26 protein-coding genes and 1 other RNA gene are annotated in these 25729 nt (G+C 69.3%); 20 read left to right on the top strand and 7 right to left on the bottom strand.

Going from position 1 to position 25729, the window contains the following annotated elements; all coding sequences use genetic code 11:
• Complete coding sequence (locus IE302_RS23070; protein ID WP_191256565.1) at positions 1-891, bottom strand: serine/threonine dehydratase; 891 nt, start codon at positions 889-891, stop codon at positions 1-3.
• A gap of 45 nt (positions 892-936) precedes the next feature.
• Between IE302_RS23070 and ffs the strand changes: the two genes are divergently transcribed.
• Positions 937-1033, top strand: an RNA gene (gene ffs / locus IE302_RS23075) — signal recognition particle sRNA small type.
• Positions 1034-1119: 86 nt separating this feature from the next.
• On the opposite strand, the gene IE302_RS23080 is transcribed toward ffs, so the two are convergent.
• Positions 1120-1953: a spermidine synthase gene (locus IE302_RS23080; RefSeq protein WP_191256566.1), complete on the bottom strand. Its 834-nt coding sequence runs from the start codon at positions 1951-1953 to the stop codon at positions 1120-1122.
• 28 nt (positions 1954-1981) lie between these two features.
• Between IE302_RS23080 and IE302_RS23085 the strand changes: the two genes are divergently transcribed.
• Positions 1982-4060, top strand: a complete 2079-nt coding sequence (locus tag IE302_RS23085) for a DNA polymerase III subunit gamma and tau (RefSeq protein ID WP_191256567.1) — start codon at positions 1982-1984, stop codon at positions 4058-4060.
• Between the two features lie 35 nt (positions 4061-4095).
• On the opposite strand, the gene IE302_RS23090 is transcribed toward IE302_RS23085, so the two are convergent.
• Complete coding sequence (locus IE302_RS23090) at positions 4096-4938, bottom strand: N-acetylmuramoyl-L-alanine amidase (RefSeq protein WP_191256922.1); 843 nt, start codon at positions 4936-4938, stop codon at positions 4096-4098.
• An 89-nt stretch (positions 4939-5027) separates the two neighbouring features.
• On the opposite strand from IE302_RS23090, the gene IE302_RS23095 reads away from it, so the two are divergent.
• Together IE302_RS23095 and recR are read left to right on the top strand one after the other, a co-directional pair.
• Positions 5028-5384, top strand: coding sequence for a YbaB/EbfC family nucleoid-associated protein (locus IE302_RS23095; RefSeq protein ID WP_005166259.1), 357 nt, complete (start codon positions 5028-5030; stop codon positions 5382-5384).
• A 1-nt stretch (position 5385) separates the two neighbouring features.
• The gene (gene recR, locus IE302_RS23100; RefSeq protein ID WP_005166260.1) at positions 5386-5982 is read left to right on the top strand and encodes a recombination mediator RecR; all 597 of its coding nucleotides are present in this window, start codon (positions 5386-5388) and stop codon (positions 5980-5982) included.
• Positions 5983-6182: 200 nt separating this feature from the next.
• Here the strand turns inward: recR and IE302_RS23105 are convergent, their stop codons facing one another.
• Positions 6183-7295, bottom strand: a complete 1113-nt coding sequence (locus IE302_RS23105) for a UDP-N-acetylglucosamine 2-epimerase (protein ID WP_020632204.1) — start codon at positions 7293-7295, stop codon at positions 6183-6185.
• A gap of 61 nt (positions 7296-7356) precedes the next feature.
• Between IE302_RS23105 and IE302_RS23110 the strand changes: the two genes are divergently transcribed.
• From IE302_RS23110 to IE302_RS23165, 12 genes are all read left to right on the top strand, one after another.
• A complete protein-coding gene (locus IE302_RS23110; protein WP_191256568.1) occupies positions 7357-8373 on the top strand; it encodes a glycosyltransferase family 2 protein in 1017 nt (338 codons plus the stop codon).
• Positions 8370-9668: a polysaccharide biosynthesis protein gene (locus tag IE302_RS23115; RefSeq protein WP_191256569.1), complete on the top strand. Its 1299-nt coding sequence runs from the start codon at positions 8370-8372 to the stop codon at positions 9666-9668. The genes IE302_RS23110 and IE302_RS23115 overlap by 4 nt, the downstream gene beginning before the upstream one ends.
• A gap of 72 nt (positions 9669-9740) precedes the next feature.
• Positions 9741-11720, top strand: coding sequence for a DUF6541 family protein (locus tag IE302_RS23120; RefSeq protein ID WP_191256570.1), 1980 nt, complete (start codon positions 9741-9743; stop codon positions 11718-11720).
• A 59-nt stretch (positions 11721-11779) separates the two neighbouring features.
• Positions 11780-12481 (top strand): glycosyltransferase family 2 protein, encoded by a 702-nt coding sequence (locus IE302_RS23125; RefSeq protein WP_093932361.1) that lies wholly within the window; start codon positions 11780-11782, stop codon positions 12479-12481.
• A gap of 12 nt (positions 12482-12493) precedes the next feature.
• On the top strand, positions 12494-12931 hold the full coding sequence (locus tag IE302_RS23130; protein WP_020632199.1) for a DUF2304 domain-containing protein: 438 nt from the start codon (positions 12494-12496) through the stop codon (positions 12929-12931).
• A 101-nt stretch (positions 12932-13032) separates the two neighbouring features.
• Positions 13033-13518, top strand: a complete 486-nt coding sequence (locus tag IE302_RS23135; protein ID WP_229907908.1) for a uridine kinase — start codon at positions 13033-13035, stop codon at positions 13516-13518.
• A 229-nt stretch (positions 13519-13747) separates the two neighbouring features.
• Positions 13748-15421, top strand: a complete 1674-nt coding sequence (locus tag IE302_RS23140; protein WP_444541945.1) for an ABC transporter substrate-binding protein — start codon at positions 13748-13750, stop codon at positions 15419-15421.
• A gap of 86 nt (positions 15422-15507) precedes the next feature.
• Positions 15508-16509, top strand: coding sequence for an ABC transporter permease (locus tag IE302_RS23145; RefSeq protein WP_191256572.1), 1002 nt, complete (start codon positions 15508-15510; stop codon positions 16507-16509).
• On the top strand, positions 16506-17441 hold the full coding sequence (locus IE302_RS23150; protein ID WP_191256573.1) for an ABC transporter permease: 936 nt from the start codon (positions 16506-16508) through the stop codon (positions 17439-17441). Before IE302_RS23145 ends, IE302_RS23150 begins: the two co-directional genes overlap by 4 nt.
• A gap of 6 nt (positions 17442-17447) precedes the next feature.
• Entirely contained in the window at positions 17448-18443 is a 996-nt protein-coding gene (locus IE302_RS23155; protein WP_191256574.1) for an ABC transporter ATP-binding protein, read from the top strand.
• Complete coding sequence (locus tag IE302_RS23160) at positions 18440-19558, top strand: ABC transporter ATP-binding protein (RefSeq protein ID WP_191256575.1); 1119 nt, start codon at positions 18440-18442, stop codon at positions 19556-19558. Before IE302_RS23155 ends, IE302_RS23160 begins: the two co-directional genes overlap by 4 nt.
• 150 nt (positions 19559-19708) lie before the next feature.
• Positions 19709-20350, top strand: a complete 642-nt coding sequence (locus tag IE302_RS23165) for an SDR family oxidoreductase (protein WP_191256576.1) — start codon at positions 19709-19711, stop codon at positions 20348-20350.
• Here the strand turns inward: IE302_RS23165 and IE302_RS23170 are convergent.
• Positions 20343-20906 (bottom strand): CGNR zinc finger domain-containing protein, encoded by a 564-nt coding sequence (locus tag IE302_RS23170; protein ID WP_191256577.1) that lies wholly within the window; start codon positions 20904-20906, stop codon positions 20343-20345. The two genes, IE302_RS23165 and IE302_RS23170, sit on opposite strands and share 8 nt — an antisense overlap.
• A gap of 87 nt (positions 20907-20993) precedes the next feature.
• On the opposite strand from IE302_RS23170, the gene IE302_RS23175 reads away from it, so the two are divergent.
• Together IE302_RS23175 and erm are read left to right on the top strand one after the other, a co-directional pair.
• Complete coding sequence (locus tag IE302_RS23175) at positions 20994-21692, top strand: SDR family oxidoreductase (RefSeq protein ID WP_191256578.1); 699 nt, start codon at positions 20994-20996, stop codon at positions 21690-21692.
• Positions 21693-21875: 183 nt separating this feature from the next.
• Positions 21876-22610, top strand: a complete 735-nt coding sequence (erm, locus tag IE302_RS23180) for a 23S ribosomal RNA methyltransferase Erm (protein WP_191256579.1) — start codon at positions 21876-21878, stop codon at positions 22608-22610.
• Here erm and IE302_RS23185 read toward each other — a convergent pair.
• The gene (locus IE302_RS23185; protein WP_191256580.1) at positions 22513-23436 is read right to left on the bottom strand and encodes an EamA family transporter; all 924 of its coding nucleotides are present in this window, start codon (positions 23434-23436) and stop codon (positions 22513-22515) included. The two genes, erm and IE302_RS23185, sit on opposite strands and share 98 nt — an antisense overlap.
• An 86-nt stretch (positions 23437-23522) precedes the next feature.
• Between IE302_RS23185 and IE302_RS23190 the strand changes: the two genes are divergently transcribed.
• Positions 23523-24461, top strand: coding sequence for a LysR family transcriptional regulator (locus IE302_RS23190; RefSeq protein ID WP_191256581.1), 939 nt, complete (start codon positions 23523-23525; stop codon positions 24459-24461).
• On the opposite strand, the gene IE302_RS23195 is transcribed toward IE302_RS23190, so the two are convergent.
• The gene (locus IE302_RS23195; protein ID WP_373308014.1) at positions 24418-25023 is read right to left on the bottom strand and encodes a TetR/AcrR family transcriptional regulator; all 606 of its coding nucleotides are present in this window, start codon (positions 25021-25023) and stop codon (positions 24418-24420) included. The two genes, IE302_RS23190 and IE302_RS23195, sit on opposite strands and share 44 nt — an antisense overlap.
• 58 nt (positions 25024-25081) lie before the next feature.
• Between IE302_RS23195 and IE302_RS23200 the strand changes: the two genes are divergently transcribed.
• Entirely contained in the window at positions 25082-25708 is a 627-nt protein-coding gene (locus tag IE302_RS23200; RefSeq protein ID WP_191256582.1) for a peroxiredoxin-like family protein, read from the top strand.
• The last annotated feature ends 21 nt before the right edge of the window (positions 25709-25729 follow it).

Genomic DNA, 25729 nt, shown 5'->3' on the forward strand with positions numbered 1-25729 from the left:
TCAGGGCGCCCACTCGCTGTTCGCGCCGCACAGGATGACGCACGGCAGCTCGCCACCGGTCCGCCCGGCCAGCCACGCGGCGAACGGGACCGCGGCGGCCGGTTCGACGGCGAGGCGGAACTCCTCCCAGAGCCGGTCTCGCGCGGCGAGCAGTTCGGCGTCGCTGACCAGCACGGACGTCGCCCGATCCCGGAGCACGGCGAACGGGACGCTCCCGACCCTGGTCGCGCCCAGCGCGGACGCCGCCACCGAGTCGATCTCGACGTCCACCGGCTCACCCGCCTCCAGCGCGGCGCCGAGCGCGCGGCATCGCTCCGGTTCGACGGCGAACGTCGGCAGCCCGGCCAGCGAGGTCCCCGCGACCAGCCCGCCTCCGCCGACCGCGACCAGGAACGCGTCGACGTCCGGCGCGTCCTGGACCACTTCGGCCGCGACGGTGCCCTGACCGGCGACGACGGCGGGGTCGTCGTACGCGTGCAGATACCGCGTACCCGGCTCAGAGGCGGCTTCGAGCGCCTTCGCGGCCGCCTCGGCGTACGTCGCGCCGTGCCGGACGAGCTTCGCGCCCGCGGCCTCGATGCGGTCCGTCTTCGCCTGCGGAGCCGACTCCGGCACGTACACCGTCGCGGGCAGATGCAGCAGGGAAGCCGCCGTCGCCACCCCCAGCCCGTGGTTGCCGCCGGACGCCGTCAGCACCCGCTCCGGCAACGGCCCGCTCACCAGCGCGTTCACCGCGCCCCGCAGTTTGAACGACCCGCTCCGCTGCAGCTGCTCCAGCTTGAGGACCAGCGGCCGCCCGTCGACCTCGGCGCGCAACACCGGCGTGCGTCGCACGAACGGGTGGACGGCTTCGGCGGCCTTGAGGACATCTTCCCAGGTCGGAGTACTCATACCCCCCACTGTCCTCCATGCCTGGACGGGAGTGTCTACACTGGTACCCGGATCCCGCGCGGCGTCCATCTTGTGAACCTCCCCAGGGCCGGAAGGCAGCAAGGATAAGCAAGCTCTGACGGGTGCGCGGGATCCGCCTTATTTTTTGGGGTGCGACCCCAAGCCCGCCCGGCGGGGCTTCGCCCCCCGGACCCCCACGGTTGGTCGCTTGGGTGACCGGGTTCGGGTTTAGAAGATCCCGAAGACATCCTTGGGCGGTACCGGGGACGGCAGGGCTTCGGCGTCCGTGATGGGTTTTGCCTTGCCTTGCAGGTCGCGGAGGTCTTGGCCCGCGACGCAGCGGGCTGGATAGGCCGAGGAAGCGGCTCGGCGGGTCAGATCCGTGACGGGCAGTTCGACCCGGGAAGCGGCGACCACGATGTTCCCGAAGCGGCGGCCCCGGAGCACGCCCGGTTCCGCGAGCAGCGCGAGATGCGGGAACGACGTCGCCACCGTCGCCAGGAACCGGCGGAGGAACGGCAGGTTCGGGCCGTCCGAGACGTTGGCGACGTAGGTGCCCGCCGGGCGGAGGACACGCGCGATCTCGTTCGTGAACTCCACGGTCGCGAGGCCGCCGGCCAGGACTCCACGCTCGAAGGCGTCCACGATGACGAGGTCGGCCGAAGCGTCGTACCTGCCGGAGACGCCTTCGCGACCGTCGCCGACACGCACCTTCAGCCCCTTCAGGCCCAGTTGCTCGCGGACGAGCGCGACGAGTTCGCCGTCGGCGTCGAACACCAGCTGACGCGAGCGCGGCCGTGCCGCGGCGACGTAGCGGGGAAGCGTGCAGGCCGCCCCGCCGACGTGCAGCACGTCGAGCGGCCCTTCACCGAGGCAGTCGACGACGTCGGCGATGCGGCGGATGTAGTCGAATTCGAGATCCAAGGGATCGTCGAGGTTGACGTGCGACTGGGCGACGCCGTCGACCGAGATCATCCAGGCGTTGGCGCGGTCCGCGTCACGGAGCAGTTCGGCGGTGCCGAAGCGGACGGGATACGTGCCTGGGGTCGGTGCTGGTCTCACCGTCGGACCTTCCCGGTAGTCTCGCCGCGTGGCTCTAGCTCTATACCGAAAGTACCGTCCGGCTACCTTCGCCGAGGTCGTCGGGCAGGAGCATGTGACCGATCCGCTGCGCACCGCGCTGGCCGCCGGTCGCATCAACCACGCCTACCTCTTCTCCGGCCCCCGCGGCTGCGGCAAGACGTCGAGCGCGCGCATCATGGCGCGGTCGCTGAACTGCGCCAAAGGCCCGACGCCGGATCCGTGCGGCGAGTGCAACTCGTGCCGGAACCTCGCGCCCGAAGGCCCCGGCAGCGTCGACGTCACCGAACTCGACGCCGCCAGCCACGGTGGTGTCGACGACGCCCGCGAACTGCGGGACAGGGCCTTCTACGCCCCGGCGGACTCGCGCTACCGCGTCTTCATCATCGACGAGGCGCACATGGTCACCACGCAGGGCTTCAACGCCCTGCTGAAGATCGTGGAGGAGCCGCCGGAGCACCTGATCTTCATCTTCGCGACCACCGAACCGGACAAGGTGCTGCCCACCATCCGGTCGCGGACGCACCACTACCCCTTCCGGCTGATCCCGCCGAGTTCCATGCGCGAGCTGCTCGAACGCAACGTCGCCGCCGAGGGCGCGAAGGTCGAGCCCGCCGTGTACCCGCTGGTCATCCGCGCGGGCGGCGGTTCGGCGCGGGACACGCAATCGGTGCTGGACCAGCTGCTGGCGGGAGCCGGGCCGGACGGCGTCGACTACTCGCGCGCGGTGTCCCTGCTGGGCGTCACCGACGTCGCGCTCATCGACGGCATGGTCGACGCGCTGGCCGCGGACGACGCGTCCGGGGTCTTCGGCACCGTCGAGAGCCTCGCCGAGGCCGGGCACGACCCGCGCCGTTTCGCCACCGACCTGCTCGACCGCCTGCGCGACCTGGTGATGCTGCGTTCGGTGCCAGACGCGGGTGAGCGCGGACTGGTCTCCGCGCCGGACGACGAGCTCAAGAAGATGAAGGAGCAGGCGGGAAAGCTGGAACCCGCCACGCTCTCGCGGTACGCCGACATCGTCCACAATGGACTCTTGGAGATGCGGGGCGCGACCTCGCCCCGGTTGGTGCTGGAGCTGCTGACGGCGCGGATGCTGCTGCCGTCGGTCGCCGAGGGCACTGAAGCGCTGCTCGCCCGTCTCGAACGGCTGGAGCGCCGGGCCGCTTCGGCTCCGGCGCCCGTCGCCGCTGTCGCGGTCCAAGCCGGTCAGGCCGCTCCCGCCGGTCAGGCCGCCCCGGTCGCTCAGGTCGCGCCCGCGCCTGTCGCCCCCTCGGGTGAGCCCGTCCGCGAGTTCCAGCGGCCGTCGCAGCGAGCCGCCGCTCCCGCTCAGCCACCCGCGCCGGCTCCTCAGGCCGCTCCTCAACCCGCCGCGCAGCCTGCCGCTCAGCCGGTCGCGCGGCCCGAGCCGGTCGCCGAACGGCCCGCTCCTCAACGTCCTTCCGTGCCCACCCCGCCTCCGGCCGCGCCCGCTCCGGCGCCCGCGGCGGCTTCGGCAGGCGGGACTGACGTGGAAGGCATCCGCGGTCGCTGGCCGCACGTGCTGGCCGCGATCCGCAAGGTCCCCGGCGGCCGCAGCACCGAAGCGATGCTCACGCAGGCGAGCGTGGTGACCGTCGAGGGCAACGCCGTCACGCTCACGCACAGCGCGGAACCGCTGGCGCGCAGGCTTTCCGAGCCGCACAACGCGGAACGCGTCGCGGCCGCGTTCAAAGAGGTCTTCGGCGGCGACTGGCAGGTGCGGTGCGTCCACGGTGCCGCGCAGGCCCGGCAGGCCGCCGCGCCCAAGGCCGCGCCGCCACCGCCCGCGCCCGAGCGGTCCTTCACCCGCCGGTCCGTCGAAACGCCCAGCGCCCCTCCGGCACCGCCCGCGCCGAAGCCGGAGCCCGAGCGGCCGAAGGTGACGACCAGCGAACCGGACATCCCGCTCCCGCCCGAGCCGGTCGAGGACGACGAGGATCTCTACAACGAGGACGCGAGCCCCGCGCCGCCGCCTCCGCCGCTCCCGCCGGAGAAGGATCCGGAAGAGATCGCGCGGAAGCTGCTCGCCGACCACCTCAACGCCCGCCCCCTGGACGAACGCAAGTAGTCAAGGACCGCATCCAGAGGACGAAACGCGGGACGTCAGCGAGCGAGGTAGTCCTCGATGGCCTTCGCGATGACGGCGGCGTACTGCTGACGTCCTTCTTCGCTCGACATCGCCGCGGCCTCGTCGGAGTTGCGCATGTTCCCGCATTCGACGAGCGCGGACGGGCGGGTCGAGAGGTTGAGCCCGCCGAGGTCGGCGCGCGGCGCGAGCCCGTTCGAGCCGAGGTAGTTCGACGTCGGGAAGCCGCCCGCGCGGATGCCGTCCCGCAACGCCGTCGCGAGTTTCACCGACGGCTCGCCTTGCTGCGGGTTCAGCGGCGGGGCCGGGTAGGCGACGTGGAATCCGTGCGCCCCGGCGGAATTCGAGCCGTCCGCGTGGATCGACACGACCGCGTCCGCCTGCGCGTCGTTCCCGATCGCCGCGCGTTCGTTGACGCACGGCCCGACGCCGGTGTCGTTCTGCCGGGTCAGGACGACCCGGATTCCCTTGGCGGTCAAGGCTTGCGAGATCCGCTGCGAGACGTCCCAGGTGAACGCGTGCTCGGAATAGCCGGAATTCGTCGAGGTTCCGGTGGTGTTGCACGGTTTCGTCTTGCCGCGCCCCGCCGGGACCTGCTTGTTGATCTCGCCGGGCTTGCTCGCGTTGCCGCCGTTGTGGCCGGGATCCAGCACGACGACCTTGCCGGTCTTCGGCTGCTGGGTGGCCGGAGGCGGCGGGGGCGCGCTCGGCGGCGGCGTGCTCGACGACGGACTCGGCTGCGGAAGGGTGGTGAAGACCGTGGTGGTGCCCGGCGCGGACGGGTTTCCCGGCGGTGGCGCGGCGCTGTCCACGCCGCACGCCGCGAACAGCGTCAATCCGATCGCCACCACAAGGCCCAGCTGTCGTCGCACGGCGCCAACGGTGCCATACGCGTGACGGCTAGTCTGGTAGGCGGCACAGGATTTTCCAGGAGAGGACCGATCGGATCATGGTGCAACCCGGTGGCGGCTTCGACCTGTCGCAGATCATGCAGCAGGCCCAGCAGATGCAGCAGAAGCTGGTCGAAGCCCAGGAAGAGCTGGCCAACACGGAGGTGACCGGCACCTCCGGCGGCGGTCTCGTCACCGCGACCGTGTCCGGCGACAGCCAGCTGAAGTCGCTGGCCATCGACCCCAAGGTGGTCGACCCCGACGACGTCGAGACCCTGTCCGACCTGGTCGTCGCGGCCGTGCGGGACGCTTCGGCCAACGCGCAGAAGCTCACCGAACAGAAGCTCGGCCCGCTCGCCGGCGGCCTCGGCGGCGGGATGCCGGACCTCGGCGGCTTCCCCGGGCTCGGCGGCTAGCTTGTACGAGGGTGTCGTCCAGGATCTGATCGACGAACTCGGGCGGCTGCCCGGCGTCGGTCCCAAGAGCGCGCAGCGGATCGCCTTCCACCTGCTGGCGGCCGATCCCGCGGACATCGCGCGTTTGCAGGAAGTGCTCGGCAAGGTCAAGGAAGGCGTGCAGTTCTGCGAGGTCTGCGGCAACGTCTCGGAACAGGAGACCTGCCGGATCTGCCGCGACACCCGCCGCGACCTCACGGTCATCTGCGTGGTCGAGGAGCCCAAGGACGTGCTCGCCGTCGAACGGACGCGCGAGTTCAAGGGCCGCTACCACGTGCTCGGCGGCGCGCTGGACCCGTTGTCCGGCATCGGCCCGGAGCAGCTGCGCATGCGTGAGCTGCTCGCGCGGATCGGTGGCGCCGAGATCAGCGAGATCATCATCGCGACCGACCCGAACACCGAAGGCGAGGCGACAGCGACGTATCTCGTGCGGATGCTTCGCGACTTCCCCGGCTTGACGGTGACGCGGCTGGCGTCCGGTCTGCCGATGGGCGGTGACCTGGAGTTCGCGGACGAGCTGACGCTGGGCCGCGCCCTCTCCGGCCGCCGGGCTCTCTAGCCCGGAGCGACAGCCGAGGTGACCGGCGGAGGTCTCCCCGGGCAGCGCGTCAGCGCGACGGGGAGACTTCACCAGTCGCGCGCCCTCTTTTGGGCCGAAGGCCCCCGGAAACGCGATGAAGGGGCGCCCTTCACACTCACCGTGAGGTGAATGCGGAACGGGCGCCCCTTCGGCGCGTTTGCGGCAGCGCGCGATTAGAACTAGCAGTAGCCGAGGCGGGCCAGGGTGTCGACGATGATCTCCGACGGGTGGAACTTCTCGACCCACGACTCGCCGCGGCGGTTCTGGTAGGTGTCGAGGAAGTTCTGCAGCTTGTCCCCGCGCATCTCGGTCAGCACGACGGTCTCGCCCAGGTGCTGCGGCGTCTCGGTGCGCTCGCGGTGCACGGCGCACGGCAGGCCGAGGTAGTAGCACTCGGCCGAAAGGCCGCCGGAGTCGGTGACGACGTACTCCGCGCGCGCGACCAGCGGCAGGAACTTCAGGTACCGCATCTTCGGCTGGATGATGAAGTTCTTCTCGTCGAAGAGGTTCGCCAGGCCCAGCGCGCGGATCTTCTCGCGCTCCGGCGCGCCCGCCATGTAGAGGATCGGCATCTGCTTGCTCTGTTCGCGCAGGATCTCTAGCGCCTCGCGGTACTTGTCCGCGCGCGAGACCAGCTCGAAGCGGTGCAGGGTGGCGAGGCCGAACTTCTCCGGCAGCCCCTCGATGTCGAGCGGCCCGTTGATGGCCAGCCGCATCGCGTCGATCGCGGTGTTCGCCTCGGTGTCGACGACGACGCCGCGCGCGTTGCGGAGGTTGTTCACCTCACGCGCGCTCGGCGCGAAGTGCATGTCGACGATCTTCGCGGCGATCTTCCGGTTCAGCTCCTCCGGCAGCGGCGACATGATGCTGCCCGAGCGCGCGCCCGCCTCGACGTGCCCGACCCGCGACTTGAGGATCCGCTTCCCGATGAGCGAGCCGTACGGCGTGGTGAAGGTGTCGCCGTGCACCAGCACCAGCGGCGGGCGCCCGTCCTCGACCAGCGCGGCCTTCAGCTCGGCGCGGCGGCTCCACGCGGTCCGCAGCACCTGAGCGGCCCAGCCGGGCACCTGCGCGGGCGACTCCAGGTTGTGCGCCTTCTCCTTCGGGACGAGCCAGACGTCGGGCTCCGGGAGGTTCAGGTCGGCGAGCACGTCCGAGACCTCGTCGACGTGCTGGGCGGTGAACCAGATCTTCGGCCGGACCCCGCGTTCGAGGATGCCGTGGTAGACCGGCGCGATTTTGATCAGTTCCGCCGTGGTGCCGAGAATGAAGGAAATCACCGGAAGAGCCATTCTGTCGGGGTCTGCGGTGCCCGAAGGATACTGGTGGGCCGCGCAAGGTAGCCTCGCCGGGGTGAGTGCGAATTCGCTCCTCCCGGCCCTGTCCGTCGTGATCCCGGTCTACAACGAGCAGAACTGGATCGACCGCAGTGTGGGCGCGCTGATCGCGTCGGCACAGGCGGCGAACTGGCCGGTCGAGGTGGTCGTGGTCGACGACGGCAGCACCGACGGCACCGGCGACAAGCTCACCAAGCTGCAGGAGCTCTACGGCATCACCGTGCTCTCCCAGCCGAACAGCGGCCGGTTCGAGGCCCGCCGGGCGGGGATCGCGAAGGCGTCCGGGCGGCAGATCCTGCTGCTCGACAGCCGCGTGATCGTGGACTCCGGTTCGCTCACCTTCCTGCGCGACCAGCTCGTCGACCATCCCGAGCGCACGGTGTGGAACGGTCACATCAACGTCGCTTCCGAACACAATCCGTACGCGGGATTCATGGCGGGGCTGGTCAAGATCCCGTGGCGCCGTTATTGCGCGAACCCGCGGTTGATGTCGTTCGGTCTCGAAGAGTTCGACGTCTTCCCCAAAGGCACCGGATTCTTTTCCGCGCCGAAGGACGTTCTCGAGGATTCTTCGAACGCGTTCGAGTCGCTCTTCGAAGACGTCCGTTTCGCCAGTGACGACACGGGTGTTCTGCGCTGGATCGCGGAACGGCACCGTATCTTCCTCGCGCCGGAGTTCTCCGCGACCTACCACGGCCGGGATTCGTTCAAGAAGTTCATCGGGCAGTCGTATTTCCGCGGCACCACGTTCGTCGATTCGTATCTCGCGTCGCCCGGCCCCGCGCGCAACGGCCTGTTCGCCGCGATGGCCGTCGGCGTGCTCGGGCTCGGTGTTGCCGCGAAGCGCCCGAAGACCGCGGTGACGCTGGCCGCCGCGGGTTCCGCCGCCGCCGGGTTCGCGGTGACGAAGTTCGGCGCGACCAAGGCCGAGGCCAAGGCGGTCGCCCAGCTCACGCCGGTGTTCGCCGCCGGATTCGGGGCCGGGGCGATCCGCGGCCTCTTCATGGCGCTGCGGTCCCGGCGCAAACGATGAGCAACGCGGTGAGCGACGAAAAACTGGCCAAGAGCACCGGGAAATCCGCCGGCCGCATCGGCGTCTACCTGCTGATCGCGATCGCGCTGGGCTACGTGCTCACCGTGGTCTGGGGCCGGACGCTGTCCAAGGCCGACAACGCTGTCTTGCTCTCCTTCTGGGGAATGCTGATGGGGCTGGGCGCCGCCCTGTCCCCGCTGGAGCAGGAGATCTCGCGCCAGTCCGCGCACGCCGCGCTCGAAGGCCGCAAGGCCGGGCGACCGGCCGTGGTCGCCTTCGTCACCAGCCTGATCGCGGTCGCCGTCGCGGCCCTGTTCACGCTGATCCCGCCGGTGACCGACAAGGTCTATGGCGGCCAGTTCGCGCTCGCCGTGATCGTGCTGGCAGGCGGTGTCTCGTTCGCCTTCCAGTTCGCCGCGCGCGGGCTGCTCATCGGCCAGGACCACGTCCGGTCCTACTCGTGGCTGATCCTGGTCGAGGCGGCCGTGCGGATCCTCGCGGTCGCCGCGCTGGTGGTCGCCGGGCTCACCCAGGTGTACTGGTTCGCCATCGCCGCCGCGACCGGCTCGTTCGCGTGGCTGCTGTTCGCCCGCGGTGCCGCCCGCCTGGTCGACCCCAAGCTGGACGCCGACGAGCCCGCGAAGCCGATCGTCAAGAACATGCTGATGCTCCTCGCGGGCGCGGGGCTCACGGCGAGTGTCATCACCGGCTATCCGGCCCTGGTCGGCCTGCTCACGCCCGGCGGGAACAAGGACAAGCTCGGCGTGCTCTTCCTCGCCCTGTTCGTGGCCAGGACACCGCTCACCCTGATGGCGCCGGTCCAGGCCCTCGCGGTCCCGACCGTGGTGCGCCTGTCCAGCACCGAGGAGGGCAAGCACCGGCTGCGCAGGCTGCTCGCCCTCGGCTCGATGGGCGCGCTGGCGCTCGGGGCCCTCGGCGCGCTGGTCGGCTGGCTGATCGGCCCGTGGGCGGTCCGGCTGGTCTACGGCGCCGACAAGAACCCCGAGGCCTGGTGGATGGCCGGGCTGGTCTGGTCGTCGGTGCTGCTGGCCGCGATGCAGCTGCTCGCCGCCGTCCTCGTCGCGCAGGCCAAGGCCACGAAGGTGCTCATCACCTGGGCCGCGGTCGTCGCCGCGACCGCGCTGGTCCTGCTGTTCTTCCCCGGCGACACCGTCGTGCGCGCCGTGGTCGGGCTCGCCGCCGGTCCGACGGTCGGGCTGCTGGTGGTGATGGGTTTCGTGGTGAGAGGCACGCCGGAGACGGGCAACGCGAAGCCGTCCGAAACGTCTCGATAGTGTGGCCGCGCCATCGCGCGCCGCGAACGGGGTGGCGTTATTAACGCCGAATAGGGTTGGACAGCGAATTCGATGAACGTTCTTTTGGTCTTGCTGGCGTTCTGGCTGCCGGGTCTGGTCTTCGGCGCCGCGATCAGGCTGCGCGGCTGGACCCTCGCCGCCGCGGCCCCGCTGCTGACCTTCGGCCTCGTCGCCATCGGCATCCCGATCCTCGGCCGGTTCGGCATCCGCTGGACCATGCTGAACGTGGGCCTGTGGGTCCTGCTGCTGTCCGTGCTCGGCTTCGCCCTCTCGTTCCTCGTCCTCCGCTTCACCGCGAAACGTCACGCGGACTGGGCCGAGGACGAAGACGACGACGAGACGAAGCGTTCCCTTCGCGACCACCTGCTGATCGGCGCCGGTGTCGTGGTCGGCCTCGGCGTCGGCACGGTGACCTTCCTGCGCGGCTCGCACACCCTGGAGAACGTCCAGCAGGGCTGGGACGCCCCGTTCCACGGCAACCTGGTCCGCTGGATCGCCGAGCACGGCGACGCGCGCGCGTCGACGGTCGGCACCATCGCGAACCTGCCGAACCAGACCGACTACTTCTACCCGGACACCTACCACGCGCTGCTCGCCCTGGTCTTCGGCAAGGGCGGCCTGACGATGATGCCGACGCTGAACCTGGCGGCGCTCATGGTCGTGCTGACCGTCCCGGTCGGCGTCGCGGCGATGTGCCGCGCCTGGCGCATGCCGGTCCTCGCGACCGCCGCCGCCGCGGCCGTGTCCACCTGGTTCACCGCGTTCCCGTACGACTCGCTGTGGCGCGGCCCGCTGTGGCCGTACGTCGCCGGTGTGGCGCTCGTGCCCGCGATGCTCGCGCTCGCCCGCCTGCTGCTCAAGCCGAACGGCGTCGCCGGTCCGATCGCGATCGGGGTCGGCGTCGCCGGGCTGGCCGGCCTGCACACCAGCCTGATCTTCGTGATCATGGTCTATTTCCTGCTGATCCTGCTCGCGGTGCTGTTCCGCTTGGAGAAGATCGACTGGCGCCGGAGCGCCGCCTCGCTGGTGGCCACGGTCGTGATGGCGGCGGTGCTCGGCGTGCCGCAGGTCCTGCCGGCGCTCTACAACGCGGGCGGCGTGACCAGCGCGTACTGGGCGTCGGAGACCAGCGTGTCCGGCGCGCTCGGGCAGACCATCACGTTCTCGCCGATGGCGTCGTTCCCGCAGTGGTGGATCGGCATCCCGGCGATCATCGGGGTGTTCTTCCTGGTCAAGCACCGGCGGATGCTCTGGATGGTCGGCGCGTACGTCGTCCTCGGTGGCCTGTTCGCCGCGACGATCTCGCTGGAGACCCCGCTCATCCACACCCTGACCGGGCCGTTCTACAACGACCACTGGCGGCTCGGCGCGCTCGTGCCGCTGGCGGGCGCCGTCGCGTTCGGCGAGTTCGTGCACACCGCGTCGGGCAGGTTCGCCGAGAAGCTCGGCGAGCGCAGGCCGAACCTGAACCCGTTCACCGCGGCCATCGCGGGCGCGCTGGTGATCGGCCTGGTGGTCACGTTGCTGAGCCGCGGCGGCTACATCGGCCGCAACTCCGCGCGGCTCGCGATGAACTACGGCGCGGACGGCCCCTCGGTCAGCAAGGGCGAGGAAGAGGCCTACGACTGGCTCGGCAAGCACGTCGTGCCGGGCGAGCGCGTCATGAACGACAAGGCCGACGGCTCGGTGTGGATGTACGCCCTCGCGGGGGTCCAGCCGGTCGAATGGACGAACTACGGCGCCGAGTTCACCACCAAGGCGGGCTGGCTCAGCGTCTTCCTGAACGACATCAACCGCGAGCCGCGCGTGCGCGAGGCGCTCACCGACCTCAAGGTGCGCTACGTGCTCGTCGGCAAGGGCAAGGTGGCCCCCAACGCGCAGTCCGCGGTGGGTCTCCAGCGCCTCGACATCACTCCGGGTTTCAAGCGCGTTTTCCACAACCTCGACGCGTCCGTCTACGAAATCGAAGGTCAGCAAGGTGTGGTCGCCGCCGGCGCCACCACCGGGTCCGACACCGCTCACGGCCAGTAAGAAGATAGAGTGATCCAGTGTCCAGTACGTCCGTGACCACCCGTCGCGTGCTCATCGTGATGCCTGCCCTCAACGAGCAGGCCAGTGTCGGCGCGGTCATTTCCCAGGTCAAGCAGTCCTTGCCGGGCATGGACGTGCTGGTGGTCGACGACGGCTCGTCCGACGACACGGCCAAGCTCGCCCGCGCGGCGGGCGCGGAGGTGGCCCGCCTGTCGGTGAACCTCGGCGTCGGCGGGGCGATGCGCACCGGCTTCCGGTACGCGGCCGCCCGCGGCTACGACGTCGTCGTCCAGGTGGACGCGGACGGCCAGCACGACCCCGACGAGGTCGCCGCCCTGCTGGACGCGCTCGACGACGCCGACATCGCGATCGGCTCGCGGTTCGCGGGCAAGGGCGCGTACAAGGCGAGCGGCCCGCGGAAATACGCGATGGTCGTGCTCTCGTTCGTTTTCTCCCGGCTCGGGAAGACCAAGCTCACCGACGTGACCTCCGGGTTCAAGGCGATGGGCCCGCGCGCGATCAAAATGTTCGCCGCGTACTACCCGGCCGAATACCTCGGCGACACGGTCGAATCGCTGGTGATGGCGATCCGCGCCGAACTGAAGATCAAGGAAATCCCGGTGATCATGCGGGAACGGGCCGGTGGCACACCGAGCCATTCCCCGGTGAAATCGGCCGTCTACCTCGGCCGCGCCGGACTCGCCCTGCTGCTGGCGCTGGTGCGCCGCCGCCCCGCCGTCGACTCGTCGGATTCGGCGTAAAAGGAGCTGATTATGGCTGGCTGGCGCATTCTCAGCATCGTCGTCGCCTGTCTGGTGCTGTTCGTCGTCCTCGAGATGATGCGACGGCGGAAACTGCGGGAAAAGTACGCGGGTGTTTGGCTCGTCCTCGCCATCGGCGTGGTCGTGCTCGCCCTCGTGCCGCAGGCCGCGGACTTCTTGGCGCGCGTTACCGGCGTCCAGACGCCGTCGAACTTCGTATTCCTCTTGGCCGGTGTGGTTCTCGCGCTGGTCGCGTTGCATCTTTCGACCGAGGTCGGGCATCTCGAAGAAGAGGTCCGGACTTCCGTCGAGGAGATCGCGCTGCTTCGCTGCGAACTCGCCGACGCCCAGCGTGACCTGGAGGAACGCGTCGCCGCGCTCGAAGCGCGGACGGCGACTCCCGACAACGTCAAAGGGCTCCCCGAAGTGAGCCCCGCACGCGCCCGCTGATAGCCGCGCTTCTCGCGGCCCCGCCGAGGCTGGGGGCCGTCCGCGTACTCGCCGTCGACGGTCCTTCCGGCTCCGGGAAATCCACCCTGGCCGGGAAGATCGTGGCGGAACTCGCCGGTCGCGACGTCCGGGTCGCGCTGGTCAGCACGGACGAGTTCGCGACCTGGGACGAACCCGTTTCCTGGTGGCCCCGGCTGGAAACCGGTGTCCTGGCACCGCTGCGCGCGGGCAGGTCCGGCCGTTACCGGCGCGTGGATTGGTCTTCCGGCGTCCCGTCGCCCGGTGAAGCGGTCGAAGTCCCGGTACCCGAAGTCCTGGTGCTGGAGGGCGTTTCCAGTGGCAGGGCGCGGATGCGGCCGTCGTTGTCCCTGCTGACCTGGTTGGACGGCGGGAGCGAGGCCGAACGCCTCGACCGTGCCGCCGGGCGGGACGGCGAGGAATCGCGGGCGGATCTGCGCCGCTGGCAACTGTTCGAACGAGGCTGGTTCACCGTGGACGGAACCCGGTCCGCGGCGGATTTCGTGGTCTCACTGTCCACTTCTGTCAGTGATCCAATGAGCCTAGTGGTGGACACCCATTTGAGTTAGTGGACCGGCACTCTGCGCGTTAGTGACCCGGAATTGATTACACTAAGTGCGGAATTGCGGACACTTTGCGGTCGTATTGGCCTTCGTGTAGCGCGATCGTAACCTCGCGTGCTTAAGTGCGGGCTGAGTTCCCGCTAGTGTCGGCGAGCACACCGATCGTCCGCGGAGTTCGAGTTTCCGACCGACCGGACGGTGCCTAAACACCGAAATTCTCCTCAAGGGGTGCCAGATGCAGCAACTGCGGGTGACCCGAGCACGCCGTGTGGCCCTGATCGGGCTTGCCGGCGCACTCGCGGTCTCCATTTCCGCCTGTGCCGATTCGAAGCGTGAAGAAGGCGCAGGGGGTGGCTCGGGAGGCAGCATGGTCTTCGGCGCCGCCGGTAACCCGAAGACTTTCGACCCGCTCTTCAACGACGACGGTGAGACCTTCCGCATCATCCGCCAGATGATGGACACCCTGATCATGAACAAGCCGGGGACCGCGGACCTCGAGCCCGGCTTGGCCGAGAAGTGGGAAGGCAGCAACGAAGGCAAGACCTGGACCTTCACCCTCAAGAAGGGCGTGAAGTTCCACGACGGCACCCCGTTCAACGCCGAAGCGGTCTGCTTCAACTTCAACCGCATGTTCAACATGAAGGGCGCCGCGGCCCAGAGCCAGATGATCTACTACGGCGACGTCTTCGAGGGCTTCGCCAAGAACGAGGGCGACGCCGCCGGCGCCCCGGTCTTCAAGGACTGCCAGGCCAAGGACGAGTCGACCGCGATCCTGAACCTGAACAAGGCCAAGGGCGCCTTCCCGGCCGCGTTCACGCTGCCGTCGTTCTCGATCCAGAGCCCGGACGCGCTGAAGAAGTACAACGCGGACAACGTCACCCAGAGTGGTGACTCGTTCTCCTACCCGGAGTACGCGCTGAAGCACCCGACCGGCACCGGCCCGTTCAAGTTCGAGAGCTGGGACCAGGCCAAGGGTGAGATCACCCTCTCCAAGGCGACCGACTCGCCGACCCAGACGGCCAAGCTCGACAAGCTGGTCTTCAAGGTCATCCCGGACGAGAACGCCCGCAAGCAGGCGCTGAAGGCCGGCGACATCCAGGGCTACGACTACCCGTCGCCCGCGGACTACGGCCTGCTGCGCAACGACGGCGAGCAGGTGCTCATCCGCCCGTCGTTCAACATCCTGTACCTGGGCATCAACCAGGCGAACAACCCGAAGCTGAAGGACCCCAAGGTCCGCCAGGCGCTGGCCTACGGTCTCAACCGCGACCAGTTCGTGAAGTCGAAGCTCCCCGAGGGCGCCGAGACCGCGACCCAGTTCGTGCCGAAGGCGATCGACGGCTACAACGAGAACGTCACCAAGTACCCGTACGACCTCAACCGTGCCAAGCAGCTTCTGAAGGAAGCCGGCGCCGAGGGCATGACGCTGAAGTTCTACTACCCGACCGAGGTCACCCGGCCGTACATGCCGAACCCGGCGGACATCTTCACCTCGCTGTCCGAGGACATGAAGGCCATGGGCATCAAGGTCGAGCCGATCGCCAAGCCGTGGAACGGTGGCTACAAGGACGACGTGCAGAAGGCCGGCAAGCAGGACGTCCACCTGCTCGGCTGGACCGGTGACTACAACGACGCCGGCAACTTCGTCGGCACCTTCTTCGGTCGCGAAAAGGCGGAGTTCGGCTTCAACAACCCGGAGCTGTTCGCCGCTCTCGCCGCCGCGGACGCCGCGCCCGCCGGTGAGGCGCACACCAAGGCCTACCAGGAAGCCAACCAGAAGATCATGGAGTACCTGCCCGCCATCCCGATCTCCTACGGCCCCCCGGCGATCGTCGTCGGCCCGAAGGTGAAGGGCCTGGTGGCCAGCCCGCTGACCGACGAGCGCTTCTACACCGTCACGGTCAACTGATCCACCACCACTAAGCCACCAGGGGGTGGGCGCTACCGCGCCCGCCCCCTGTGGCCCATTCCCGGGCTGGCAACAAAGGAACGCACGTGCTCCGTTTTCTCGTGCGTCGGCTGCTACAAGCGATACCGACGCTCTTGATCCTGTCCATTTTGATCTTCGCCTGGCTCCGGTCCTTGCCCGGTGGCCCCGCCGGCGCCCTCCTGGGTGACAAGGCGACCCCGGAGAAGATCGCCGACCTGAACCGGATCCTCGGCCTCGACGATCCGATCTTCGTCCAGTACTTCAAGTTCCTCGGCCGGGCCATCACCGGCGACTTCGGCAACTCGCTGGTCTCCGCCCAGCCGGTCATGTCGGAGATCGGGAACTTCCTTCCCGCCACCATCGAGCTCGGCCTCTGCGCGATGATCATCGCGGTGGGGCTCGGCATCCCGTTCGGCTACCTGTCCGCCCGCTTCCGCGGCGGGGCGGTCGACAACGTCATCATCGTGCTTTCGCTGGTCGGCGTCGCCGTGCCGGTGTTCTTCCTCGGCTACATGATGCAGGACCTGCTGGCCGCTCCGCTGGGACTTCCCTCGCAGGGCCGTCAGATGGCCGGTCTCGACGCCACCACGGTCACCGGCTTCGCGGTCCTCGACGGCATCATCACCCAGGAATGGGACGCCGCCTGGGACGCGATCCTCCACCTGATCCTCCCGGCGTTCGCGCTGGCCACCATCCCGCTCGCGGTGATCGTCCGGATCACCCGCGCGTCGGTGCTGGACGTGCTGAACGAGGACTTCATCCGCACGGCCAACTCGAAGGGCCTGACCCAGCCGATCGTCCGGCGCCGTCACGTGCTCCGCAACGGCCTGCTCCCGGTGGTCACCACCATCGGCCTGCAGACCGGCGCGCTGCTCGGTGGCGCCGTGCTGACCGAGCGGGTGTTCAACTTCCGCGGCCTCGGCTTCCTGCTCGCCGAAGGCATCGAACGGCGTGACTATCCGCGCCTGCAAGCGCTGCTGCTGTTCGGCGCGCTGGTGTACGTGCTGGTGAACATGCTGGTCGACGTCTCGTACGGGCTCATCGACCCGAGGGTGCGTGTCCGATGAACACATTGCTGAACAAGAAGAAGGAGCCGATCGACAAGCTCGCCGCGTCGTCGGCGAAGGGGCACAGCCTCGGCGGCGAGGCGCTGCGCCGGATGCTGCGGAGCCCGGTGGCCATCACCGGCGGTGTGATCACCGGCCTGTTCCTGCTGGTGGCGATCTTCGCGCCGCTTCTCGCGCCGAAGGACCCTTACGAGCGGTATCTGCAGGACAAGGTCGCTCTCGGCCAGGGCATCATCCCGGGCGCGCAGCCCGGTTTCCCGCTCGGTGTCGACGACTTCGGCCGCGACTACCTTTCGCGGCTGCTCGTCGGCGCCCAGAACACGCTGCTGGTCGGTGTGCTCGCGACGATCATCGGGGTCGCGGTCGGCATGCTCATCGGCGGTCTCGCCGGTGCCTTCGGCGGCTGGGTCGACACGGTGCTGATGCGCCTGGTCGACGTCATGCTGTCGGTGCCTTCGCTGCTGCTGGCGATCTCGGTCGCCGCGCTGTTCCAGAAGCCGAGCCAGTGGACCGTGATCGTGGCCGTGTCGATGGTCGGCGTGCCGATCTTCGCGCGCTTGCTGCGCGGTTCGATGCTCGCGCAGAGAAACAGCGACCATGTGCTCGCGGCGACGTCACTCGGCGTCAAACGCGGGACGATCGTGCTGCGGCACATGCTGCCCAACTCGCTCGGCCCAGTCATCGTGCAGGCCACGCTGACCCTGGCGACGGCGATCCTCGAGGCGGCGGCGCTGTCGTTCCTCGGTCTCGGCGACCCGGACCCGAACCGGGCGGAATGGGGCATCATGCTGAGCCGCAGCGCCCGGCAGTTCCTCGACATCCGCCCCGAGCTGGCGTACTACCCGGCCATCGCGATCATCATCGTCGCGCTCGGCTTCACGCTGCTCGGCGAGTCCTTGCGGGAAGCCCTCGATCCGAAGAACAGGCGGTGATCTTTCATGGCTCTCCTTGAAGTACGCGACCTCAAGGTCGTTTTCCAGCGACGCGGCGAGAAGCCGTTCACCGCGGTGGACGAGGTCAGTTTCGACGTCGAACCCGGCCAGACGGTCGGTCTCGTCGGCGAGTCCGGTTGCGGCAAGTCCGTGACCTCGCTGGCGATCATGCGGCTGCTCGCGAAGCGCGGCAACCAGGTCAGCGGTTCGGTGTCGTTCGAAGGCACGGATCTGCTTCGCCTGTCGGACAAGGAAATGCGGGACCGCCGGGGCCGTGACCTCGGCATGGTCTTCCAGGACCCGCTGTCCTCGCTGAACCCGGTCATCCCGATCGGGCTGCAGATCACCGAGGTGCTGGAGCGGCACCGCGGGATGTCGCGCAAGGTGGCGTCGGTCGAAGCGGTCGAGCTGCTGGACAAGGTCGGCATCCCCGACCCGTCGCGGCGGCTTTCCGAGTACCCGCACCAGCTTTCCGGCGGGATGCGGCAGCGCGCGCTGATCGCGATCGCGCTGGCGTGCCGTCCGCGGCTGCTCATCGCCGACGAGCCGACCACCGCGCTCGACGTGACGATCCAGGCGCAGATCCTCGCGTTGCTGCGCGAACTGGTGCAGGACACCGGGACCGCGCTGATCATGATCACGCACGACCTCGGTGTGGTCGCCGGTCTCTGCGACGAGGTCAACGTGCTCTACGGCGGCAAGATCGTCGAGCGCGCGGAGCGGCACTCGTTGTTCGCCGAGCCGCGGCATCCGTACACCCACGGCCTGCTCGCCTCGATCCCGCGTCTCGACGCGGGCCGCGGCGAGAAACTGATCCCCATCAAGGGATCCGTCGCCGACAACATCCCGTGGGACGGCGGTTGCGCGTTCGCGCCCCGCTGCCCGAACGCTCTCGGCGTATGCCGTGAGGTTTCACCGCAGCTGACCCCCGATCGCGGTGGGCTGCTGCGCTGCCACAACCCGGTGATCCCGGCCGTGGCCGCACGAGGAGGGGCCCGATGACGCACGCGGTACCGGCGCAGGAAGTGCTCCTGGAGGTCGAAGACCTCAAGGTTCACTTCCCGATCAAGCGCGGCATTGTGGTCGACAAGACGGTCGGGCACGTGTTCGCCGTCGACGGTGTCGATCTGGCCATCCGCAAGGGTGAGACCTACGGCCTGGTCGGGGAATCCGGCTGCGGTAAGTCCACTTTGGGCAGGGCGATCCTCCGGCTGACCGAGTTGACGGCGGGCAAGGTCGTCTTCGACGGCACCGACGTCGCCGGGCTCAAGGGCGAGGAACTGCGCAAGGCGCGCCGCCGGATGCAGATGGTCTTCCAAGACCCGATGTCCTCTTTGGACCCTCGGCAGTCGGTGGAATCCATTCTGACGGAAGGGATGAAGGCGCACGGCCTCGACAAGGACAAGGAAGCGACCGCCGAGCGGTTGCGTGAACTCCTCGCCGCGGTCGGTCTTCCGGAGTCCTCGCTGCGGAAGTACCCGCACGAGTTCTCGGGCGGCCAGCGTCAGCGCATCGGCATCGCGCGGGCGCTCGCGGTCCAGCCGGACCTGATCGTCGCCGACGAGCCGGTGTCCGCGCTGGACGTCTCGGTGCAGGCGCAGGTCGTCAACCTCCTGGAGGACCTGCAGGAGAAGCTCGGGCTCACGTACCTGGTGATCGCGCACGACCTCGCGGTGGTGCGGCACATCTCCGACCGCATCGGCGTGATGTACCTCGGCTCGCTGGTCGAGGAGGCCGACGCCGACACGCTGTACGAGAACCCGCTGCACCCGTACACGCGGGCGCTGCTTTCGGCGATCCCCGTGCCGGACCCGACGGTGGAGGACAGCCGGGAGCAGATCCTGCTCGCCGGTGACCTGCCCTCGCCGGCGCGGCCGCCGTCCGGCTGCCGCTTCCACACGCGGTGCCCGTGGAAGCAGCAGAGCCTGTGCGACACCGACCGCCCGCAGCTGCGGGAGATCGGCGCCGGGCACCGGGTCGCGTGCCACTACGCGGAGGACATCCGCGACGGGCGGATCAAGCCGCACGCGGTCGAGGCGGAACTCGTCGGAGCCGGGGACCTGAACCCCGACGTCGGCGGGCTGCCGGACGTCGGCTCGGCGGCGGAGATCCTCTAGCTCCGCTCCTGCAATGCGCGTGAAGGCCCCCTTCCCTCGGCTCAGCCGCGTGAAGGGGGCCTTCACGCGCTTTGGCGCATTTAGAGGACGAAACGCGGTGGGGCCGGCGTGACCGGCGCGCGAGGCCGCGATCGGGCAGACTCTCCTGTCATGCGGGTCACAGTGCTGGGTGCGTCGGGGCGGACGGGGATTCACGTGGTCCGGCTGCTGCGGGGGCGGGGACATCAGGTGCGGGCCGGGCTGCGCAGCCGCCGCCGCGCCGAGGAGGTCGCCGGGCTCGGCGCCGAAACCGTGGTCGCGGACGTCACCGCCGACGCGGACGACCTCGTCGAAGCGCTCGCCGGTTCCGAGGTCGTGATCAGCGCGATCGGCGCGCCCGATCCGGATCAGGCCTCGGTCGACCTCGTCGACCGCGACGGCGTGATCACCGCCGTCCGCGCCGCGGAGAAGGCCGGTGTCGCGCGGTTCGTGCAGCTTTCCGCGCAGTTCGCGGACTCGCCGGATCAGGGCGATCGCCTGGTGCGGTCCATCCTGATGGCGAAGCAGATCTCCGACAGCGTCCTGCGCCGGTCGAGCCTGAACTGGACGATCGTCCGCCCCGGCACCCTCACCGACGACCAGCCCGCCGGCCGCGTCAAGCTCGGCGGTCACCTCGAACCCGGGCACGTCTCCCGCGCCGACGTCGCCGCGGTGCTGGTCGCCACCCTCGACGAGCCGCTCACCGAGAACCAGGGGTTCGACGTCATCGGCGGGGAGATCCCGATCCCGTCGGCCCTCGCCGCTCTTAGCTGAGCGCCTTCTTCCGCTCCCGCGAAGCCCGCAGGTTCGCGACGTTCCCGCAGGTCCGCACGTCGTGCCAGACTCCGCTGTTGTTGCGCGAGACGTCGTAGAACGCCGAACGGCAGCCGTCGAGACGGCACAGTTTCAGCCGCTGCCAGATCCCGGCCTGCTGCGCGAGCAGCGTCTCCGTCCACAGCGCCGAAGCGAGCCACTGCCGTCCGGTGCCGGACGGGAACAGCCGGACGACGCCGTCGCGTACGGCGAGATCCGCCTTGATCGGTTTCTCGACGGCCGCGTCGTCGCCGTCCAAGAGCGAAACGAACGACTCCCGCAGATCGCGAAGCGCGCGGAGGTCGCCCGGGCCCAGCGTGAGCTCGGGCACGTCGGAGTCCCGGGTCTTCGACCATTCCTTCAGTGCCTCGGCGGCCCAGGGCCGGGCCAGGTCGACGTCACTCAGCAGGTCGAGGCCGTGCGTCTTGATCGCCTTCGTGTTGAGGAAGTCCTGAACGAGCGCCAGCCCCGAGGGGGCGGTGCGTAACCGGTAGCGGTCGGTCGCGGTCCATGACATAGGTCAAGCGTACTTGACTCTGTCTGCGTGCGCAGTCATCCTGACGACATAGGCAAAAGCAGAACACTTCTGTCAAGGGAGCAAGTTATGACCTCCATCGAAGGCGCGGTCGTCCTGGTCACCGGCGGGCAGCGCGGACTGGGCAGGGCGTTCGTCGCCGAGCTGCTCGCCCGCGGCGCCGCCAAGGTCTACGCGACGGCCAGGTCGCCGCGCGAGGAGACCGATCCGCGGATCGTCCCGCTCCCGCTCGACGTCACCGACCCGGAGTCCGTCCGCGCGCTGGCCGCCGCGGCGAGCGACGCGACGATCGTCTTCAACAACGCCGGGGTCCTCGGCCTCGGCTCGCTGCTCGGCGAAGACGTCGAAGCGCACCGGCCGGTCTTCGAGACGAACGTCTTCGGGGCACTGCGGATCGCGCAAGCGTTTGCGCCGCAACTCAAGGACGGCGGAGCGCTGGTCAACGTCCACTCCGTCCTGTCGTGGGCGGCCGGCTCGGGGTCCTACGGCGCGTCGAAGGCGGCCTTCTGGTCGCTCACCAACTCGCTCCGGATCGAGTTCGCCGGGCAGGGCACCCAGGTCGTGGGCGTCCACCTCGGCTACACCGACACCGACATGACCCAGGGGCTCGACATCCCCAAGAACGACCCGCGCGACGTCGCCCGCCAGGTCGTCGACGGGCTGGAGAAAGGTGAGACCGAGGTGCTCACCGACGACCTCACCCGCCGGGTCAAGGCCGCGCTGTCCGGTCCGGTCGAACACCTCGGCACCACCCGGATCGCCGGATAGAAAACCGTTGGCGGAAGCATCCGGACCCGGGGTAGCTTCGCCGCCATGTGTGCATCCGCGTTCACCAGGACCCGCCGCGCCTAGCGGCGGATCCCACGCGTCCAGCAAGGAACCGCCGCCCTAGCGAGTCATCGCCGGGCAGGCTTCGTGCTGCCCGGCTCACCTCGAAGCCGCGGAGATCCCTTGCGCACACATCGTCCTGGCCGTCATGAACTCGGCCAGAACTTCCTCATCGACCGGAACACCATCGAAACCGTCGTGAAGCTCGTCGACGGCACGGCCGGGCCGATCATCGAATTCGGCACGGGCGACGGCGCCCTGACCCTGCCGTTGGAACGGCTCGGCAGGCCACTGACCGGCGTCGAGATCGACGACCGCCGCACCGCTCGGCTGGTGAGCCGCGTCCAGCCGCCGACGAAGATCGTCACCGCGGACTTCCTGCGGTTCCCGTTGCCGAAGACACCCCATGTGCTGGTCGGGAACCTGCCGTTCCACCTGACCACCGCGACCCTGCGCCACGTCCTCGCCGCTCCCGGGTGGACGGACGCCGTCCTGCTCATGCAGTGGGAGGTGGCGCGCCGCCGGGCCGGGGTCGGTGGCGCGACCATGATGACCGCGCAGTGGTGGCCGTGGTTCGACTTCCGGCTGGCGGGCCGGGTGCCCGCGGAGGCGTTCCGCCCGAGGCCCGGCGTCAACGGTGGTCTGCTCACCATGACCCGGCGTGGGCGGCCGCTCGTCGACGACGCGGATCGTGAGCGCTACCAGGACTTCGTGCGGCAGGTGTTCACCAGCCCAGGCAGGGACGTCGTGCCCAAACGGCTCACCGCACGCCAGTGGGCTGAGGCGTTTCGGCTTCGGCGAGGAAGTCCGGCTCGCGGGCGCGGCGCTTCGTCGAACCGAACAGGACGCCGCCGATGACGACGGCCGCGGCGACGATCTCCACCAGGGAGGGCCGCTCGTCGAGGACCAGGAACGCCATCGACAGCCCGACCACCGGCACCAGCAGGGAGAACGGCGCGACCACACCCGCCGGGTTGCGGCGCATCAGCGACGTCCAGATCCCGGAGCCGACGATCGTGCCGAACAGCACGACGTAGGCGAGCCCGCCGAGGCCGATCAGCCCGGTGGTCGTGCCGAGGGTGCTCAGCGAGCGCCCGATCTCGCCGGGGCCCTCCATCGCCAGTGACAGCGCGAACATCGGCAGCGGCGGCACCACGGACATCCAGAGGACGAAGTTCAGCGGGTTGTCCGGTGCCGCCTGTCGCGTGCTCAGGTTGCCGAAAGCCCAGCTCAGCGCGCCGAGCAGGGTCAGGATCACCGGCAGCAGGGCGGCGTTCCCGGCCTGTTGCCAGGCGATCGTCGCCATCCCGGCGACGGCGAGCAGGATCCCGGCGAGCTGCCGTCCGGACACTCGTTCCCGCAGGAAGACGGCGCCGAGCAGGACGGTGAACGGGGCCGAGGCCTGCAGCACCAGAGACGCGAGGCCGGTCGGCATGCCGGTGTCCATCGCGATGAAGAGGAAGGCGAACTGCCCGGTGCCGAAGCCCAGCCCGTAGCCGAGCAGGTGGCGGATCTTCACCTTCGGCCACCGTACGAACAGGACGGTCGGGATCGCGATGATCGCGAAGCGCAGCCCGCCGGCGAAGACGGGCGGGAACTGTCCGAGGGTGGCGTGGATGGCGAGGAAGTTGCAGCCCCAGAGGACGACGACGAGCAGGGCGAGCAAACGGTCGCGGGCGGGCATGTCTTCACTCTGACGTGGATGACCATTTAGGACCAGCGAGAATATTTGCAGCGACCGTTCAGTTTCGCTTCACATATGCTGGTGCCATGGACATCGGCCGGTTGCGGACCCTGCGGGAGTTCGCCGACCGCGGCAGCGTGACGGCGGCCGCGAAAGCGTTGCACTGCACCCCGTCCGCGGTTTCCCAGCAGCTGCGCGCCTTGCAGGGTGACGTCGGTCTCGCGCTGACGGAGCCGGCCGGACGCGGGCTGCGGCTGACCGACGCGGGCCGCGCGCTCGTCGCCCGCGCGGACGACGTGCTCGCCGCGCTCGATCGCGCGGAGTCCGAATTGGACACTTACCGCAGTGCCCCGCGCGGCCGGGTCCGGGTGGCGATCTTCCAGTCGGCCGGGCTGATGCTGCTGCCCGGCCTGCTGCACCGGGTGGCGGAATTCGACGGGCTGGACGTCATCGTGCGCGACGTCGACATGACGCCACCCGAGGTGCCGGGGCTCGTCGCGGACTACGACATCGTGGTGGCGCACCGGGACGAGCACGCGGAGCCGCTCGGATCGGAACGGCTGGAGTCGCGGCATCTGCTGCGCGAACCGCTCGACGTGGCGCTCCCGGCGGGGCATCGGCTCGCGAAGCGGCGCCGGATCGAGCTCGCCGAGCTGGCCGACGAACGCTGGATCAGCGTCAACGCCGGGTTCCCGGTGGACGACATCCTCCAGTCGCTGATCATCCGCACCGGCGTGCGGCCGCGGGTGGTGCAGCGCATCAACGACTTCCGGATCATCGAACGGCTGGTGGCCGCGGGGCACGGGATCGCGCTGCTGCCCCGGTACACAGTGGACACCCGGCGCGGCAGCGGCCTGGTCTGCCGTCCGCTCGCCGGGATCAAGGCGGCGCGGCACGTCGAGGCGGTCTGCCGGCTCGGTGCGTCCTCGCGGCCGGCGGTGGCGAAGGTGCTCGACGCGCTCGCCGACGAGGTCGCGGCGCTCACGGGCGAGCGTGACTCTTCAGGTGGTCCAGCGCGATCTTGAGCGCGTCGGCGATCGGCGTGATGTCGTGCCGCAGGTGGGCCATCAGCAGACCACCCTGGAGGCAGGTCATCGCGGCCTGCGCGAGCCGGGCCGGGTCGGCGTCCTCAGCGAGCTTTCCCTTCTCCCGCAAAGACTTCAGGCCACGTTCGAGATGGGACTCCCATTCGCGGTAGGCCTTGTCCAGCAGCGGGGCCGCCTTCGGGTCGTCGCCGAGTTCGCCGGTGAGGTTGCCGAGCGGGCAGGCGACCGGGCCCTTCGGGGTGCTCTGGATGGCGAGGATCTCCTGGGCCCACTGGTCGAAGTCCGCCCATTCGCGGAGTTCGAAGATCGTGGGCTGGTTGCCGAGGATCAGTTCGAGGCAGCGGTCGATGACCGCCCCGACGAGTTCGTCCTTGTTCTTGAAGTAGTGGTACATCTGCGATTTTCCGGCCCCGCTGGCCGCGAGCACCTTGTCGACGCTTGTCGCGGCGACGCCGTTGACGTACATCAGCTCGGCCGCCGCGTCGACGATCGCGTCCCTCGTCATCCGCCCCCGCGGGGTCTTCGCCGGTTGACCACTCATGTACTGAATAGTACAGTCGGCCGCACTGTACCGATCAGTACAACCAAAGGAGCTGACGATGGGGGATCTCAACACCGACCTCGCCGACCTGCGTGCCGCCGTCGCGGAACAGGTGCCGGAGGAGGTGGCGCCGGTGCTCAAGGCCGACCGGGAGAAGTTCGTCGGACTGGTCGTCGAGGCGGCGGTGAAGCCGGGCACGGCGATGCCGGACTTCACGCTGCCGGACGCCGGCGGCGCGCGGGTCCGGGTCGCGGAGGGGCCCGCGGTCGTGGTGTTCTACCGCGGCGCGTGGTGCCCGTACTGCAACCTCGCCCTGCGCGCCTATCGGCGGGAACTACTGCCCGAGCTGGAGAATCTGGGCGTGAAGCTGGTCGCGGTCAGCCCGCAGCTGCCGGACGACTCGCTGTCCACAAAGGATCTTGAGTTCACCGTTCTGTCCGATGTGGACAACAAGCTCGGGCGCGAGCTCGGCATCACGTTCCGCCAGGACCCGGAGATCAAGCCGACCTTCGACGCGCTCATCGGCGACGTCGAGAAGATCAACGGCGCGCGGGAGTGGGAGCTGCCGTACCCGACCGTCCTGGTCGTGGACGGCGAGGGTGTCATCCGCTACATCGATGTCCACCCGGACTACACCACCCGCACCGACCCGGCCGACATCCTGGCCGCCGTGAAGGCCCTGTAGAAGCGCGTGAAGGCCCCCTTC

This window comes from Amycolatopsis oliviviridis, from assembly GCF_014654365.1.
Lineage (GTDB): Bacteria > Actinomycetota > Actinomycetes > Mycobacteriales > Pseudonocardiaceae > Amycolatopsis > Amycolatopsis oliviviridis.